13 protein-coding genes are annotated in these 15,319 nt (G+C 61.3%); 5 read left to right on the top strand and 8 right to left on the bottom strand.

Translation table 11 applies throughout. From position 1 onward, the window contains the following. Nucleotides 1-112: 112 nt before the first annotated feature. The 3 genes from PSEUDOMOFG3G_RS07915 to PSEUDOMOFG3G_RS07905 form a co-directional block, all read right to left on the bottom strand. Nucleotides 113-1,000: a LysR family transcriptional regulator gene (locus tag PSEUDOMOFG3G_RS07915; protein WP_139049584.1), complete on the bottom strand. Its 888-nt coding sequence runs from the start codon at nt 998-1,000 to the stop codon at nt 113-115. A 2-nt stretch (nt 1,001-1,002) separates the two neighbouring features. Next, on the bottom strand, nt 1,003-1,689 hold the full coding sequence (locus PSEUDOMOFG3G_RS07910; RefSeq protein ID WP_139049583.1) for a cysteine hydrolase family protein: 687 nt from the start codon (nt 1,687-1,689) through the stop codon (nt 1,003-1,005). A gap of 124 nt (nt 1,690-1,813) precedes the next feature. After that, a complete protein-coding gene (locus PSEUDOMOFG3G_RS07905) occupies nt 1,814-2,899 on the bottom strand; it encodes a diguanylate cyclase (protein ID WP_076383956.1) in 1,086 nt (361 codons plus the stop codon). A 182-nt stretch (nt 2,900-3,081) separates the two neighbouring features. Here PSEUDOMOFG3G_RS07905 and PSEUDOMOFG3G_RS07900 point away from each other — a divergent pair, with 182 nt between their 5' ends. From PSEUDOMOFG3G_RS07900 to PSEUDOMOFG3G_RS07885, 4 genes are all read left to right on the top strand, one after another. After that, nucleotides 3,082-4,536 carry an NAD(P)/FAD-dependent oxidoreductase gene (locus tag PSEUDOMOFG3G_RS07900; RefSeq protein WP_139049582.1) on the top strand — a complete coding sequence of 485 codons (1,455 nt, stop codon included), beginning with the start codon at nt 3,082-3,084 and terminating at the stop codon, nt 4,534-4,536. 16 nt (nt 4,537-4,552) lie between these two features. Further along, a complete protein-coding gene (locus tag PSEUDOMOFG3G_RS07895) occupies nt 4,553-5,482 on the top strand; it encodes an alpha/beta fold hydrolase (RefSeq protein WP_047228524.1) in 930 nt (309 codons plus the stop codon). Between the two features lie 156 nt (nt 5,483-5,638). Further along, the gene (locus PSEUDOMOFG3G_RS07890; protein ID WP_139049581.1) at nt 5,639-7,015 is read left to right on the top strand and encodes a VOC family protein; all 1,377 of its coding nucleotides are present in this window, start codon (nt 5,639-5,641) and stop codon (nt 7,013-7,015) included. Nucleotides 7,016-7,245: 230 nt separating this feature from the next. Next, nucleotides 7,246-7,764, top strand: coding sequence for an Hcp family type VI secretion system effector (locus PSEUDOMOFG3G_RS07885; RefSeq protein WP_047228526.1), 519 nt, complete (start codon nt 7,246-7,248; stop codon nt 7,762-7,764). Between the two features lie 314 nt (nt 7,765-8,078). Here PSEUDOMOFG3G_RS07885 and PSEUDOMOFG3G_RS07880 read toward each other — a convergent pair whose 3' ends face one another. The 5 genes from PSEUDOMOFG3G_RS07880 to PSEUDOMOFG3G_RS07860 form a co-directional block, all read right to left on the bottom strand. After that, on the bottom strand, nt 8,079-8,249 hold the full coding sequence (locus PSEUDOMOFG3G_RS07880; protein ID WP_171061341.1) for a hypothetical protein: 171 nt from the start codon (nt 8,247-8,249) through the stop codon (nt 8,079-8,081). A 31-nt stretch (nt 8,250-8,280) separates the two neighbouring features. Next, on the bottom strand, nt 8,281-8,523 hold the full coding sequence (locus PSEUDOMOFG3G_RS07875; RefSeq protein ID WP_047228527.1) for a hypothetical protein: 243 nt from the start codon (nt 8,521-8,523) through the stop codon (nt 8,281-8,283). Between the two features lie 65 nt (nt 8,524-8,588). Further along, nucleotides 8,589-9,662 carry a lipocalin-like domain-containing protein gene (locus PSEUDOMOFG3G_RS07870; protein ID WP_139049580.1) on the bottom strand — a complete coding sequence of 358 codons (1,074 nt, stop codon included), beginning with the start codon at nt 9,660-9,662 and terminating at the stop codon, nt 8,589-8,591. Continuing rightward, a complete protein-coding gene (locus tag PSEUDOMOFG3G_RS07865) occupies nt 9,652-12,120 on the bottom strand; it encodes an FtsX-like permease family protein (protein WP_139049579.1) in 2,469 nt (822 codons plus the stop codon). Before PSEUDOMOFG3G_RS07865 ends, PSEUDOMOFG3G_RS07870 begins: the two co-directional genes overlap by 11 nt. Continuing rightward, the gene (locus PSEUDOMOFG3G_RS07860) at nt 12,120-12,788 is read right to left on the bottom strand and encodes an ABC transporter ATP-binding protein (protein WP_047228530.1); all 669 of its coding nucleotides are present in this window, start codon (nt 12,786-12,788) and stop codon (nt 12,120-12,122) included. The genes PSEUDOMOFG3G_RS07865 and PSEUDOMOFG3G_RS07860 overlap by 1 nt, the downstream gene beginning before the upstream one ends. 247 nt (nt 12,789-13,035) lie before the next feature. Between PSEUDOMOFG3G_RS07860 and PSEUDOMOFG3G_RS07855 the strand changes: the two genes are divergently transcribed. Beyond that, a complete protein-coding gene (locus tag PSEUDOMOFG3G_RS07855) occupies nt 13,036-14,955 on the top strand; it encodes an acyltransferase family protein (RefSeq protein ID WP_139049578.1) in 1,920 nt (639 codons plus the stop codon). Nucleotides 14,956-15,319 lie beyond the last annotated feature (364 nt).

The raw sequence follows: 15,319 nt of genomic DNA, 5'->3' as shown, positions 1-15,319 counted from the left end.
CTTGCCCCATTGTGACGAGGGAACTCCCTCGCCACGGCTCAGCTACATCGTTCAAATCGTCGCAACGTTGTCCGGGCTTTTCAGGCCCCGGCGCTGTTCAGTCCAAGGTCCATCAGTTCCTGGCGCCGTAATACTGCGCCATGTAATCCACAAACACTCGAACCTTGGCCGGCAAATTCCGCGCATGCGGGTAAAGCGCATAGTAGTGCCGCTGCCCAAGCGTGTACTCAGGCAGAATCCGCACCAGTCTTCCCGTCAGCAAGTCATCCTGCACCGTCGCCAGGGTAAACGCGGCAATGCCCCCGCCCGCCAGAGCGCAGGCGTGCAAGGCAGTGATGGTGTCCGTATGAAAGCTGCTGGCGCAATCCACCGTGCTCGACTCCCCTGCTTCCCCCACCAGCACCCACTGCGTGGCCGAGGCATACGTCAGCAGCCGATGGTCGTTGAGTTCAGCAACGCCGCGAGGCAGCCCGCGCTTGAAGACATAGGCCGGTGCCGCCACCAGAACCAGCGGCGAAACGCTGAGCAAGCGCGCGACAAGACTGCTGTCGGCCAACGGCCCGCAAATCCGTAATGCCACATCGAACCCATCGGCTACCAGATCGACAAGCGGATCCGAGCAGGACAAATCGACCTGGATGTCCGGATAGCGCTCCTGGAACGCCGGCAACCAACGTGCCAGCTCCAGCGTACCGATCACCAGCGGTGAACTGATGCGCAGCAGCCCGGAGGGCCGTTCCTGTTCCAGGGTCACCGCCTGGGACGCGGCATCAACGCGATCCAGAATATCCACGCAAGCGGCGTAGTAGCGCTCGCCTGCTGCCGTAAGGCTCATGCGTCGGGTATTGCGATTGATCAGACGCACGCCCAGCACAGACTCCAATTGCTGCAAGTTGCGCGACACCGACGAATGAGTGGTGTCCAGTCGTTCGGCCGCGGCTGAAAACCCCTGAGCCTCCACGATGCAGCGAAACACGCGCATGGCGAGCATCTGATTCATTTTCAGCGTACCGGCAGCTTGATGATTTGGGCGGTGGTCATCACATCACCTAAAGTATCCTCGACCTCGGCCAGTGCGGCCTTGTGCAAGGCGTCCTTGTCGATCGCTTCGCCACTGACCCGGGTGATCGCACGGGTAGCCGATGCATCGGAGGCGACCAACACATTGTAGCCAAGCGGCGCCGCATCACGGGCAGCACCGGCCACGCACGCGTGGGTCATGAGACCGGAGATGATCAGGTTTTCGATACCAGCGCTCTTCAAACGCTTGTCCAGGTCGGTACTGCCGAAGACGCTGACAGTGGTCTTTTGCAAGACAACATCCTGGGCCCGGGGCTGCATGTCCGGATGGAATTTCACGGTTTCGCCACCCTCGGCAAACACCGCCGAACCGGCCGGCGCAATGTGCTGGATATGGAACACCGGCATGTGGTGATCATCGGCGAAATCAATCAGTTCGCGAGTATTGGCCAACGCAGCAGCGCCGTCAGGGATGGGCATTTTGCCGGTGAAATATTCGTTCTGAAAATCGATTACCAGTAACGCGGTTTTACCGGCCGGGAGTTGGTTGACCGGCTCCGCGCCAGCCATGGCTCGAATGGTGGGATGGGCATCAGCCAATGCGCCGGTGCTGGCGACAATACCGGAGAACGCACAAGCGGCGAGCAAACGACGGGTAAAACGTTGCATGAGGGATTCCTTCACAAGTGGTTGAGTGAAGCAATCCTAGGGGGATAGTTCAGGCCGGAACACAGTGCGGCTGGAACAGGACTTGTTTGTGTTTAGCACAAATAAACCCTCTTCCTCGGTTGGGTCAGAAAGAAACCGCCGGTTCCTCGAGCATCTGGCACTGCCGATGGCAAACAACCCGGTTGCGCCCGCCGGTCTTGGCCTCGTAAAGCGCCTGGTCGGCGTCGTTGAGCCAGAGAGTGGCGTCGCCATAGGCCGGGTTGAAGGCGGCCAGGCCAATGCTCAGACTGCCCTTTAGCGCGGGGGCCTGCTCGTAGCCGAGCAGGGCGAACCGCTCACGCAGGGCCTCCATGGCCAGCACGGCATTGTGCAACGTCAGGTCCGGCAGAATCACGCAGAACTCGTCCCCCCCATAACGTCCGACAATGTCGGTGGCCCGCAGGTTTTGCTTGAGCATCTTGCCCAGCTGACGCAACACGATGTCACCAGCGCCATGGCCATAGGTGTCATTGATGGCTTTGAAGTGGTCGATGTCCATCAGCGCAATCACGCCGTGACCAGCCCCATCGTGTGGCTGTCGCAGGCAGCGCTGGAACTCCTCGTTAAGCCGGTCCTTCCACGCCCCATGATTGAGCAGACCGGTCAGGCTGTCGGTACGGCTCAGGGCCAACAACTCGCGCTTTTGCCGGCCCAGGATGTCGGTCTGGCGAAAACAGATCCAGCCCAACGCCAGCGGATATATGCACAACAGAGGCAAACTGGCATAGAGCTGCGCCGAACTGGTCATCGGCACACTGGTCAACGGGAAGATCGCCAGGCCCAGGGCGATGCCCGTCACTTGGACCGCCGCCCCGGCGAACAGAAAACGCAAGCCCCCGATGGAGACGTTGTTCATCGCCATCATTGCCAGCGTAACGGCCGTGGGCAGCGGATTGAATTGCATCGCAACGACCCAGAAACCGCCAAGAAAGGCGTCGATCAGCAAGTTTCGGCGTTCGGCCTGGTACGGCTGCGCCGCGCGACGGGCCCACTGATAGGCCACATGCGGCCATAACAAGCCGTTGAACAGCATGGCCCACCAGACCCAGGGTGCCGGGTCAAGGGGATAGACAGCGACACTCACCAACAACAACCCTAGCATCAGGCCCAGGATTCGTGAGGTGTAAAGCCTCCTGGCCAATGACAGTCCCTTTCGTCCCGTTCTTTGCATAGAGGCCTCTGTACCGAGGGCTTCCCGGGTTGTGGGATAGGGTTATTTGAAGTCTATCAGGGCGGCATCAAATAGCCACCATCAATGAAGGGGTATTTATTCGCCATCAAATGCACGGCTCCCCTCGGATTTTGGCTATACATGACAAAGGGAATCGGCAACCACCACCAGAAAGGAGGCCCATGCGCAGCTATCAGGTGTTGATCATCGGCAGCGGGTTCGGGGGCCAGTGCGCGGCAATCAATCTCCTCAAAGAGGGCATAAAGGATTTCCTGCTCTTGGAGCGACGGAATTTCTTCGGCGGCACCTGGTGCCAGAACACCTACCCCGGCGCGGCGGTAGACGTGCCGTCGCCCTTGTATTCGCTCTCATTCGCCGCTTACGACTGGAGCCGGATGTTCGCCGGCCAGGAGGAGCTGCACCGCTACACCCGGCACGTGATCGAACGCTTCGCCCTGCAGGACAAGGTACAACTGGGCGCGAATGTGCAGCGGGTGGCATGGGACGACAATGCCCGACATTGGATCGTCGACACCGCCAGCCTAGGGACCTTTCATGCGCAATTCCTGATCAATGCCACAGGCCCCCTCAGCCAACCGGTGATCCCTGATTTCGAAGGCCGGGATCGCTTCCAGGGCGAGACGTTTCACACCAATGATTGGGACCACACCTACGACTATCGCCACAAACGCGTTGCCATCGTCGGCAGTGGCGCCAGCGCCGCCCAAGTCATCCCGGCCATTGCGCCAGAAGTCGCCCATCTGCACGTGTTTCAGCGTACGCCCCACTGGGTACTGCCACGCCGCGACCGCACGTTCAACCGTCTCGAACGTTGGTTGCTGAGCCTGGCGCCGATGCGCACCCTGTTGCGCTGGTCGATCTACTGGCAATTCGAAACCCGGGTGATTGCGTTCAAATATTCACGGCCGGCGGTTCGCATGGTCCAGCGCCAGGCCCTGAACATGCTTGAACGCCAAGTGCCGGATCCGGTTCTGCGTCGTCGCTTGACCCCTGACTACCTGATCGGCTGCAAGCGCGTCATCCTGTCCAGTACGTTGTATCCGGCCCTGTGCCGGGCCAACGTCAGCGTGCATGGCCAGGAGCACGGCATCGCCGCCCTCGATGAAACCGGCATCATCACCCGGGACGGCCAGCACATCCCACTGGACCTGATCATCTGGTCGACAGGCTTTGACGCCACCGACGGGGTGATTTCCTATCCCGTCACCGGCCGCAACGGCACCCGACTGCACGACGTCTGGGCCCAATACCCGCGCGCCTACCTGGGTACCAGCCTGCCGGACTTCCCCAACCTGTTCATCGTGACCGGCCCCAACACCGGCATCGGTCACACCTCGGCACTGTTCATCATCGAGTCGCAGATGAACTACATCCTGGACTGCATCCGCACCTTGAACCGGCAAAACCTGCGCAGCATCGAAGTGCAGCCTGCCGCCGAACAGCGCTACACCGAAATGATCCACCGGGAAATGCAACGCACTGTATGGAAATCCGGCGGCTGTCACAGCTGGTATCAAAGCAAAAGCGGCCACGTCGTCGCGATGTTCCCCGGTTTCAGCTTCACTTATCACTATCTGACTCGTCGGCTCCGGTTGGCCGATCACATTCTGTCCTGACCCTGGAGGGCAAAGCATGTTGGTGTTGTGGGTAGTCCTCGCCGTGTTTATCGCCTGGAGCTGGCTGACGTATCCAGGCATCGGCCATGTGCTGTACGACATGGGCATGGCCCTGGAAGCGCGTCTGTACCGACTGCACAAGATCACGGTGCCCATCAGCGAAATGACCGTGTCGACCTGGCAAGGCGGGCCCTACGAAGCGTCCGGCAGCATATTGATGCTGCACGGCTACAGCGCCGACAAGAACCTCTGGCTGCGTTTTGCCCGGCATTTTGTCAGCGACTATCGGGTGGTGATTCCTGACCTGGCCGGTCATGGCGAAACCGGCTTCAAGGCCGGCGGCGGTTATGACATCCCGACCCAGGCCCGACGGGTGATCGAACTGCTGGATGCCTGCGGCCTGGACAAGGTCCATGTGATCGGCAACTCCATGGGCGGTCATCTCGCCGCCTGGCTGGCAGCGACCTCCCCGGAACGGATACTCACCCTGGCCCTGATCGACCCGGCCGGCGTCACCGCGCCCGAACCCAGCGACATGGAGCGGCACCTGGCAGCCGGCCACAACCCGTTTCTGGTGCGCTCGCGGGACGACTTCGCTCCTTTCTACGCGATGACGATGGCCTCGCCGCCGTGGGTGCCGAGTGTGGTGCTGGCGGCGCTGGCCGAGCGTTATGAGCAGCGCCGGGATGAACTGGAAGAGATCTTCGTGGATTTTCGCGCCAGCCCGCCGATGGAGCCGCGCCTGCCCGACATCCGCGCGCCTTCGCTGCTGCTCTGGGGTCGCAAGGACCGGCTGATTGACGTCAGCAGTGTGCCCGTATGGAGCAAGGGCATCGCCGACTTGCGTGTGGAAATCTGGGAGGGGGTAGGCCATATGCCCATGGTCGAGCGACCCGGGAGAACCGCCGCGCTGTATCGCGACTTTCTCAAGGGCCTGGGCCAGTGACCTTGATGCCGCTCTTCAAGGCTGCCTGAGCCACGGTGAAGTGGGCGGATCAGTCCCTGACAGAATGAAGTCCTGAAGATTCTTCGTTTGTCGACGCTGGTGAAGGCTGCGATCTTTCCTTCCACTTTCCCACAGCTTGCGCCAGGAATTCTCACAATGAGCTTCGTCAGTCCCGACCTGATCCGCCAACGCTTCTCCAAGGCGATGTCCGACATGTACCGCGACGAGGTGCCGCTGTACGGGGCACTGATGAACCTGGTGGAACAGACCAATGCCCAGGTGCTGGTCAACGACCCGCACTTGGCCGAACACTTGCGCAGTACTGGCGAACTCCAGCGTCTGGACCTGGAGCGCCACGGCGCGATCCGTGTCGGCACCGCCGCAGAACTGGCAACCCTGGGGCGTCTGTTCGCGGTCATGGGCATGCACCCGGTGGGCTACTACGACCTCACGCCCGCCGGGGTGCCTGTGCATTCCACGGCATTTCGAGCCGTGCATGAAAGCGCCTTGCAGGTCAGCCCGTTCCGGGTGTTTACCTCGTTGCTGCGTCTGGAGCTGATCGAAAACGCCGAGCTTCGGGCCTTTGCCGAATCGGTGCTGAACAAGCGCCAGATCTTTACCTCCACGGCGCTCCAGCTCATCGACCTCGCTGAACGCCAAGGGGGGCTGACCCAACCACAGGCTGATGACTTCGTCCTAGAGGCCTTGGAAACCTTTCGCTGGCACCACAGCGCCACCGTCACGGCCGAGCAGTATCGGCAACTGAGCGCCCAGCATCGGCTGATCGCCGACGTGGTGGCTTTCAAGGGCCCGCACATCAATCACCTGACGCCACGTACCCTGGACATCGACATTGTGCAGGCCCAGATGCCCGTGCACGGCATTACCCCGAAGGCAGTCGTCGAAGGCCCGCCCCGTCGGCAGTGCCCGATCCTGCTGCGGCAGACCAGCTTCAAGGCGCTCGACGAACCTGTAGCGTTCACCGACCAGCCCCACTCCCAAGGCAGCCACAGCGCCCGCTTCGGCGAAATCGAGCAACGGGGCGCCGCCCTCACCCCGAAAGGTCGCGCACTCTACGATCAGTTGCTGAACGCCGCTCGGGATGCGCTGGGGGAGTTTCCCAACGAAGCCAACGCCGAACGCTACAACGCACTGATGACCGAGCATTTTGCCCAGTTCCCTGACAACCACGATGAGCTGCGTCGGCAGGCACTGGCGTACTTTCGCTATTTCGTGACGCCAAAGGGCCTCGCTGCCAAAGGCACGATCAAGCAACCGGTCTCGCTGGAACGCTTGCTGGAAGCGCAATACCTGCGCGCCGAACCCCTGGTGTACGAGGACTTCCTGCCAGTGAGCGCCGCCGGCATCTTCCAGTCGAACCTCGGCGATGCCGCTCAAATTCACTACGCCGGACAGTCCAATCGCCAGGCATTCGAGCAAGCGCTGGGACAACCGACCATCGATGAGCTGCAGTTGTATGCCGAAACGCAACAGCGCTCGATGGATGAGTGCATGTCCGCCCTGGGAATGTAGGAAAAACCGGAAAGCCGAATGCGTAAGAAGTTGCGCATCCGGCTTGCCAACTACGCAACTCCTCGCGCGCATTCCTCTGTACCCGGAGCGCTCATGGATCGACGCCTGATCCTAACTTATTGATATACATATCTTTTATAGAAGATGGCATAGCTCTTGATAACCGTCAGGCCACCTGGGGACGATTCCCTTCCCAGGTCCCTTTAGTTATCCCGCAAGGAGAGCATCCATTGGCTACCCCCGCTTACATGTCCATCGAAGGCACCAAACAAGGTCTGATCACTGCCGGCGCCTTTACGGCCGACTCGGTGGGCAACACCTACCAGGAAGGTCATGAAGATCAAGTCATGGTGCAAGGCTTCGAGCACCAGGTCATCATCCCCCGCGATCCTCAGTCGGGTCAGCCAACCGGCCAGCGCGTGCATAAACCCCTGGTCATCACCAAGGTGTTCGACAAGGCCTCGCCGCTGCTGCTGGCGGCCCTGACCTGCGGAGAACGCCTGACCAAAGTCGAGATCCAGTGGTACCGCACCTCGGCGGCCGGCACCCAGGAGCATTACTACACCACCACTCTGGAGGACGCGATCATCGTCGATATCAAGGACTACATGCTCAACTGCCAGGACCCGGCGAACGCGCACTTCACCCATCTGGAAGATGTGCACTTCACCTACCGCAAGATCACCTGGACCCACGAAGTCAGCGGCACGTCGGGCTCCGATGACTGGCGTTCACCGGTCGCCGGATAGTCGTCGATAGATATTGATTCAGGATGGTGTTCGCCCAGTGCGACGGCCTCGGCATTCCATGCACTGGTAAAGAGCCTGACACTGGGCGAACGGGCATAATAATAGTGGAACTTGCAAAATATGTCCGGGAGCTTGTTTAAATAATTATTTATCTTTAGTCGTCATTATTAACGCCCAATCAATAACAGCTATACAAACAGCTATACAAAATCCAACAGCAGTATAAAAAAAACATATCCGCTACGCCGAACAAGACCGGGCAAGTAAAGCAGCATTAACAAATGCGTTTTCAAGACCGCGCGGTCTATCCATCCTCAGCCCTGTCGCGCGGTCTTTTGTGCATCCGTCTCCCCCGCTTCAGTATCGCCTTCCTGCTGTTTGCGTTTAGCCGGATCGTTGGGGCGCAGGGCGTCGTTGTCACGCTCCACCTCTCCCGGCATCGCCGGCTCGTCTGGATTGTGCGACGTTTGATCACTGGGTTTCATGGCGAACTCCTTGGTTTTTCGGGCCTGCGCGTCAGGCGTCAGGATCGGCGACTTCTTCAGCGACGTTGGCGTCGGGTGAACGATGGTGCAGTTGTTCGGCCTTGGCCTTGAGTTCCTGCCACTGTGCCAGGTCGATAGCGCCCTGGCCGAACAGGTCATCGGCCACCCGCATCAGCTCGGTGAAATGGACGTCGGGCGACTGCTGCCAGTAGGTCTTGTCGTCGAACAAGCGCTGCCAGTCGGCCAGCGAGGGAAGTGTGAGGTCATCACTCATGACGGACTCCTCAGAGGCATTCATAAGGTATGAGGGTCGACGTTCCCGGGGAGTTCCGGCGATTCTCAGTAGCCCGTCATTTCCAGGTAACCGTTGCCGCTGTGGCTGCCGCTCAGGTGCACCGGCCCTTCCCAATAGGGAATGCGCAGGTTCATCCAGGCGTTGGGGTTCAAGGCATCGGTGGTGATGTCGAGTCGCTTGTCGGGGATCCTGATCGTCCAGCGCACCGGCATCGAGCGCCCGGCAACCACGGCGGTGTCCAGTGGTTCAAGGCTGATCTGCCCGGCATGCAGGGTCTGCGCCTGGCCTTGGGCATCGATCCAGGTGCCCGTGAGGTATGGCGCCCCCTCCTTGTGGCGCATGCGGTAGAGCATCACATGCTCGCCGCTGTCCAGGTGCAGGGAAAACCAGTCCCAGCCCGTCTGGTTCGCAGTCAGTGGCTGGCTGCTCCATTCGCGGTCGAGCCAGGCCGGGCCGCTGACCGTATAACGCTGGCCATCGATTTCCACATGGCCGCTGGCCTGGAAGAACGGTTGGCTGTAGTAGTACGACGCCTGGCCCTGTTCGGATTTCTGGCTGAACCCCTTATCGCCCTGTAGCACCAGCGGACGCGTCGACGTGAGGCGCAACTCATAACTGAAGTGTGGGCCACTGGCCTTGAGCTGCATGTCCGCCAATGGATCGGCCCCCGACGCTTGTGTAGCGAACCGCCAGTCATCGATCCAGGCGTCGAAAGGAGTCGTCTGCACCCCGGCCTGCCCCACTGCGCCCCGTGCATAGCGCTCGGCGGCATGGTGGACGGCGCTGGAAGTGACCGCGGCATGACCGAGCCAGATCGTCTGGTTGCGCCAGCCGCTGGCCTGGGGCGCGGCGTTCAGGGCGCTGCGAAACAGCGTCCATTGCACACCGTAATCGCGGCCCTCGGCATCCTTGAGATTGGCAGTGACGTACCACCACTCGATGCGAAACCCCTCATGAACACCATGATCGGCGGGAAAACTGAATACCCGCCCCGGCACCACGGGCGTGAATGCGCCGGCCTGCTCACCCAGGCCGGCGAAGCCCTTCGGCGGCGGTTGCCGGTTATCACAACCGCAGAGCAGTAGCGCTATCAGCATCAAGCCCAGTTTAATCTTCATGGGCAAAGGTCCTCAGCAAATCCGCCGGTTGCGTGCGGTACAACGCATACAGCGGCCAGGCCGATGCCAGCAGCGTGGCAAGCATCGCCAGGCCCAGCAACTGCGCCAATTGCCACGGGAATACCCGCAACGGCAGGCGCCAGCCGAAGGCCTGCACATTGATTACCGCGTCCAGGCACCAGGCCAGGGCGATGCCCAGTGGCAAGGCCAGTACCAGGGTCAATAGCGCCAACAGCCAGGTCTGGCCCAGATTGAGCAACATCAACTGCCGGCGCGTTACCCCCAACGCCCACAGCGGCGCCAACTGGCCGAGGCGGCTTTGGCTCTGGGTCAGTAGACTGATAAACAACGCCACCCCGGCCACCGCCAGCGTCAGGCTATTGAGGGCAGCGGTGGCGGCAAAGGTGCGTTCGAATACTTGCGTCGACCAGCCCTTGAGGCGCGCCTGATCGACAATTCGGCTGTCATCCAGGCTGAACCGGGCCTGCAACGCCGTCAGCAACGCCGGGATCGCGGAGGGTTCGATGCGCAGGTTGAAGCGGTTCGGCGTCAGTTGCGGCCAATGCCGCAGCAAGTGGTCGGCATTGACCAGCACATGGCCCTTGGGGTTGCCGTAGTCGGCATAGATCCCGACGAGGCGCGGCGTCCAGGGTCCCAGGGGCGTCGGGATCGTCAATCGATCGCCAATATTCACGTTGAGACGCCGGGCCAGTTGTTCGCTGAGCATCAACGTGTCACCCCCGGCCAGTTGCTCCCAAGGCTTGTCGGAAACCGACTCCAGCAACGGCCAATGCTGACGATAGGCGCTGTGATCGATGATGCCGTAGATGTCCGTCGGCCAGCCTTGCAAAGGAATCGAGACCTGCCAGTTGGGCAATATCGTGCTGATCGCCGGCTGCTCCTTGAGCCAGACGTGCAGCTCGCCCGCCTGGGCCGGGGTTTGCGGATTGATGTACAGCTCGGCGGTCAGCCGTTGCTCGAGCCAGTCACTGAAGGTCTGGCGAAAACCTGCGGTCATGCTGCCGGCACCGATATTCGCCGCCAGAGCCAGTAGCAACGCCATCAGTGCCAGGCTCAGCGTCGGCAATTGCTGACGGCAGTCGGCGAGAAACCATTGCCCAAGTACCGAACGACTGCGGCGCAACAGCAACTTCAGCGCGCCACTGAGCAACACCGGTAAAGCCAGGGCAGCGCCCAGCAACAACGCCGTCATCAAGACAAAACCGCTGCCCAGGCTGTCACCCCAGATCAACGCCGATACCGCGAGCAACCCCGCCAATGTCGCCACCCACCCCTGGCGCCGCAGCCAGCGTGCATGGGCCTGATGCCAAGCCTGGGGATTGGCCAGCGCCAACAGCGGCAGGCGCGCCGCCCGCAGCAAACTGTCGGCGCCGGCCAATAACGCGCCGAGAAAGCCCAAGCCCACGCCGCTGAGCCACCACCACGGGCTGAGGTTCAGGTGGCCGGCCACTTCGGCGCCGTACAAGCCGCGCAGGCTCGCCGCGACATCGGGCAACAACAGACTCGCCAGCCAGTAGCCGCTGAGCACTCCTGCGATTGCGCCGAGCAAGGCCAAGGCGCCCAGTTCGAGGGCCAGACTGGTGACCAGCAACCGCGCACTGACGCCACAGGCCCGCAGGGTTCGCAGCAAGCTGCGGCGTTGTTCCAGCGCCAGGCCAATGGCGGCGTGAACGATGAACAACCCCACCACGAAGGACAGCACCCCCAAGGCGTCAAGGTTCAGGTGAAAGCTTTCGGTCAGGCGCGACAGATTGTTTTCTTCATCGGCGTGCTTGAACTGCAGCCGGCCGTTGAACGCCGTCGGCAAGGGCGCGTTGAACGTGGCAGGCAATAGCAAGCGCGACAGCTGGTCCGGCCGTCCAAGTACCTGCTGGGCGAAGCCGATGTCCATCAGCAGCACGCCGGGCGCCATGTCCGCCTGGACAAGCAACGGTGGCAGGGATTGTCCATCGACCGTCCGGGGCCGGTCACCCTCGCTCAGCCCCAAGGCCTGCAAGGTCTGCGCAGCGATCCAGGTGCGGCCAGGGTCAGTGAAAAACTCCACCACGTCTGCCATCTCCCGGACCTGCCCCGCCACTGCCGCTCCGGGGGGCAAAGACACCGGGTCGATGCCCATTAACTGCAGGCGCTGATCCTCGTGCCCCTGCAGCGTCACCCGAGCCTGCAACACGGGAGACACCGGCCATCCCAGGCGACGCAGATCGACAAACCATTGTTGGGTAAAGGTGCCGCCGCCGGGCGTACTGAGGCTGGCCTGGGGTTCGCCACCAATCAGTTGGCTGGCTCGAGCGTAACTGTCCCGGGCCTGACTGTTGAGCGCCTGCACGCCGGTGAGCAGGCTGGTGGCGAGCCAGAGCCCGGTCAGGACGCTGAAAAACTGCACCGGGTGCTGGCGCCAATGGCTGAGCAAGGCCTTGAGCGTCTGGCGAAGGATCATCACCCTTGGGCCACCTGCGCCAGACGTCCGCCCTGCAAGACCACTCGACGGCTCAGACGGGCCGCCACCCGGGGACTGTGGGTCACCATCAGCAGGCTCGTCGGGCTGCCGTCCAGCAACTCCAGCAACAGTTGCAACACCTCGTCGCTGGTGGCTTCGTCGAGGCTGCCGGTGGGTTCGTCGGCCAGCAACAAGGGCGGCCGCGAGGCCAGTGCCCGCCCCAATGCCACCCGTTGCTGCTGGCCGCCGGACAGCTGTTCGGGATAGCGGTGCAGCAGTTGCGAAAGGCCGAGCCGTTGCACCAGATGGGTCTGCCAGGCAGGGTCATAGCGACCGCACAGACGCGCCTGGAACGCCAGATTATCCTCCACCGGCAAGCTACTGATGAGGTTGAACTGCTGGAACACCAGGCCTATCTGTGTACGTCGCCAGCTTGCCAGTTGGCTTTCGCTCATGCCGTCGAGCCTGCGCTCGCCAAAGCGAATGCTGCCACGGTCGACCTTGTCCAGACCGGCAACCAGATGCAGCAAGGTGCTTTTCCCGCTGCCGGACTCACCCATCAGTGCCAGGCTGTCGCCAGGGGCCAACGTCAGGTCGATACCCTGCAGCACCGGCAATGGCCCTTGCGGCGTGGCATAGCTCTTAAATACGTCGCGAACTTCAAGCATGAAAAGGCTCATGGGTAAACGTGAGGCTCAGGATAGCGGAGTTGGGTGACGGGCAGACCAAGGATGCGCTCAGGCGACGGGCAAACACCGCTGGTCGTCTGCCCCGCCTTGTTTTGCCCGACGCCTTGCAAAGCATAAATTTCCAGCTATCAATCAATGACTAATACGTGCCGTTTACATGCAGTCGGCAAATTCGTCATAAACATGACGCACCTGGATTGCCTCCTATTCAAGGACGATCGCCGACATGCCTCAAACAAAATATCGCCTCGATATCGATGGGCTTCGCTGTATTGCAGTGCTGGCCGTACTCATCCATCACCTCAACGCCGACCTGCTGCCAGGCGGGTTCGTGGGGGTCGATATTTTTTTCGTCATCTCGGGTTTCCTCATCACTTCCCAGGTGTTTTCCGAGATCAAGGGCAACACCTTTTCGCTCAAGCGCTTTTATCAGCGGCGCATCAATCGCATCGTGCCCGCACTGGTCACTGTGTTGTTGGCGAGCGTGATCGCAGGGGCCTTCATCCTTTCCCCCGCCGACCTGACGCGGCTCAACGTCAGTGCGCTGTTCTCCCTGCTGGGGGTCTCGAATATCTATATCTGGATGAAGTACGGCAACTATTTCGCCGCCGATGCCAGCGAAGCGCCGCTGCTGCATACCTGGTCCCTGGGGATTGAAGAGCAGTTCTACGTGATCTGGCCGCTGCTGATCCTGATGCTCTATCGCCTGACACCGCGTTATGTCCTGCCGGTGTTGGCCGTCGGTATCGTGGCGGCGGTGGGGCTTTCCGAATACGCCACGAACGTCTTCGCCACGGCCTCCTATTACCTGCTGCCCACACGTTTTTTCGAGCTGATGCTAGGCGGAGCACTGGGTATCTATCTTTATCAGCCACGTACACTCGGCCGGATAGAAGTGCTGGCTTATACAGCGGCGGGGTATGGGCTGATTGGTTTTTCCTTGTTTGCCCTGAGCCGGGACACCCCCTTCCCCGGCGTCAATGCGCTGATACCTTGCCTGGGCGCGGCACTGCTGATTCTGGCCGACAGCGGTGAGGCTCGCTCCCGCCTGCTGACCAACCGGCCCATGGTGTTCATAGGCCTGATTTCCTATTCGCTGTATTTATGGCACTGGCCGTTGATTGCCTACCTGAATTACCTGGGCATCGAGATAACCCTTTCTGTGGGCATGTCACTGGTGCTGGTGTCGATTCTGTTGTCCTGGTGGTCCTGGCGGTATGTCGAAATTCCCTTTCGGCGCACTGGCGCGCAATTGCAGTTTCCCCGCGTACTGGTCCGCCGATTCATAGTCCCGGCCCTGGGGCTGGCCGTCCTGGCGACCTTGAGCCTGCAATGGAACGGCTTCCCACAGCGTTTTGCGCCTGAAGTGTCGAGGCTCGAGGCCATGGCACTGAGCAAACCGAACAGGCTTCGCAGCGGTTGCCATATGCCCAGTGCGCGGTACAGCGCCGAACCTGATCCGGATTGCCAGCTCGGTGCACACAAGGAGCAACTGGACGGAATGATGGTGGGTGACTCGTTCGCCAATCATTTCACGGGCATGGTCGATATCCTGGCCAAACCCAACGGCATCAGATTAATGGACTACACACTGGACGCCTGCCCGCCGATTTTCGGCTATGCCACCGAGGTGTCCGAGGCGTATGGCGACCGTTGCATGGCGCGCAACGACCGGGTGTTCGAGCTGATCAAGCAGAACCACTACCCATACGTCGTGCTGGCCGGCGCCTGGCCCAAGGATGCGGCGGCCGCACACATTATCGAAGCGAGCATCAAGCACGTGGCGAACAACACCGGCCAGGTCATCGTGATTCTGCGCAACCAGAACATCGACAATGCAGCGACCTGCCCCGTGCGCCGCTTGATGTTCGGCACCGATCGCCCATGCTCGGCCCCGCTGGACGTCACCGCGCCGTATTGGGAGGGGATACGCGCCAGACTGCCCCAGGTGCGCTTTATCGACCCCAATCAAGTGATCTGCCCAGCGGGGCTATGCAGCCCGATCATGGACGGGCAGTTGCTGTACCGCGATGACGCACACTTGAATGACGTGGGCTCACGCTTCATCGGCCGCACATTGCGCGAGCTGGGATTCTCCCTACTGCACGACCCGGCCCGACTCGGCCCGATCGCCACAACCCAGTGAGCCCCCTCCCCGCAGGGTTGTGGGGTATGCAAGGTCTGCGGACAACTCGGACTACTGTGGGAGCGAGCCTGCTCGCGATGACGGCGGCACATTAAACATCGATTCCGACCGACACACCGCCTTCGCGAGCAGGCTCGCTCCCACAGGGGATTTGCGGGGGTATGCAAGGCCTGCGGACAACTCGGACTACTGTGGGAGCGAACCTGCTCGCGATGACGGCGGCACATTCAACATCGATCCCGACCGACACACCGCCTTCGCGAGCAAGCCCGCTCCCACAGGGGATTTGCGGCGGCATGCAAGACCTGCGGACAACTCGGACTACTGTGGGAGCGAGCCTGCTCGCGATGACGGCGGCACATTA

The sequence above is a fragment of the Pseudomonas sp. FG-3G genome (assembly GCF_901007645.1).
In the GTDB taxonomy this organism is placed as follows: domain Bacteria; phylum Pseudomonadota; class Gammaproteobacteria; order Pseudomonadales; family Pseudomonadaceae; genus Aquipseudomonas; species Aquipseudomonas rhizophila.
Note: the sequence above shows the minus strand (reverse complement) of the source record. Positions and strands in the feature narration are given on the sequence as shown.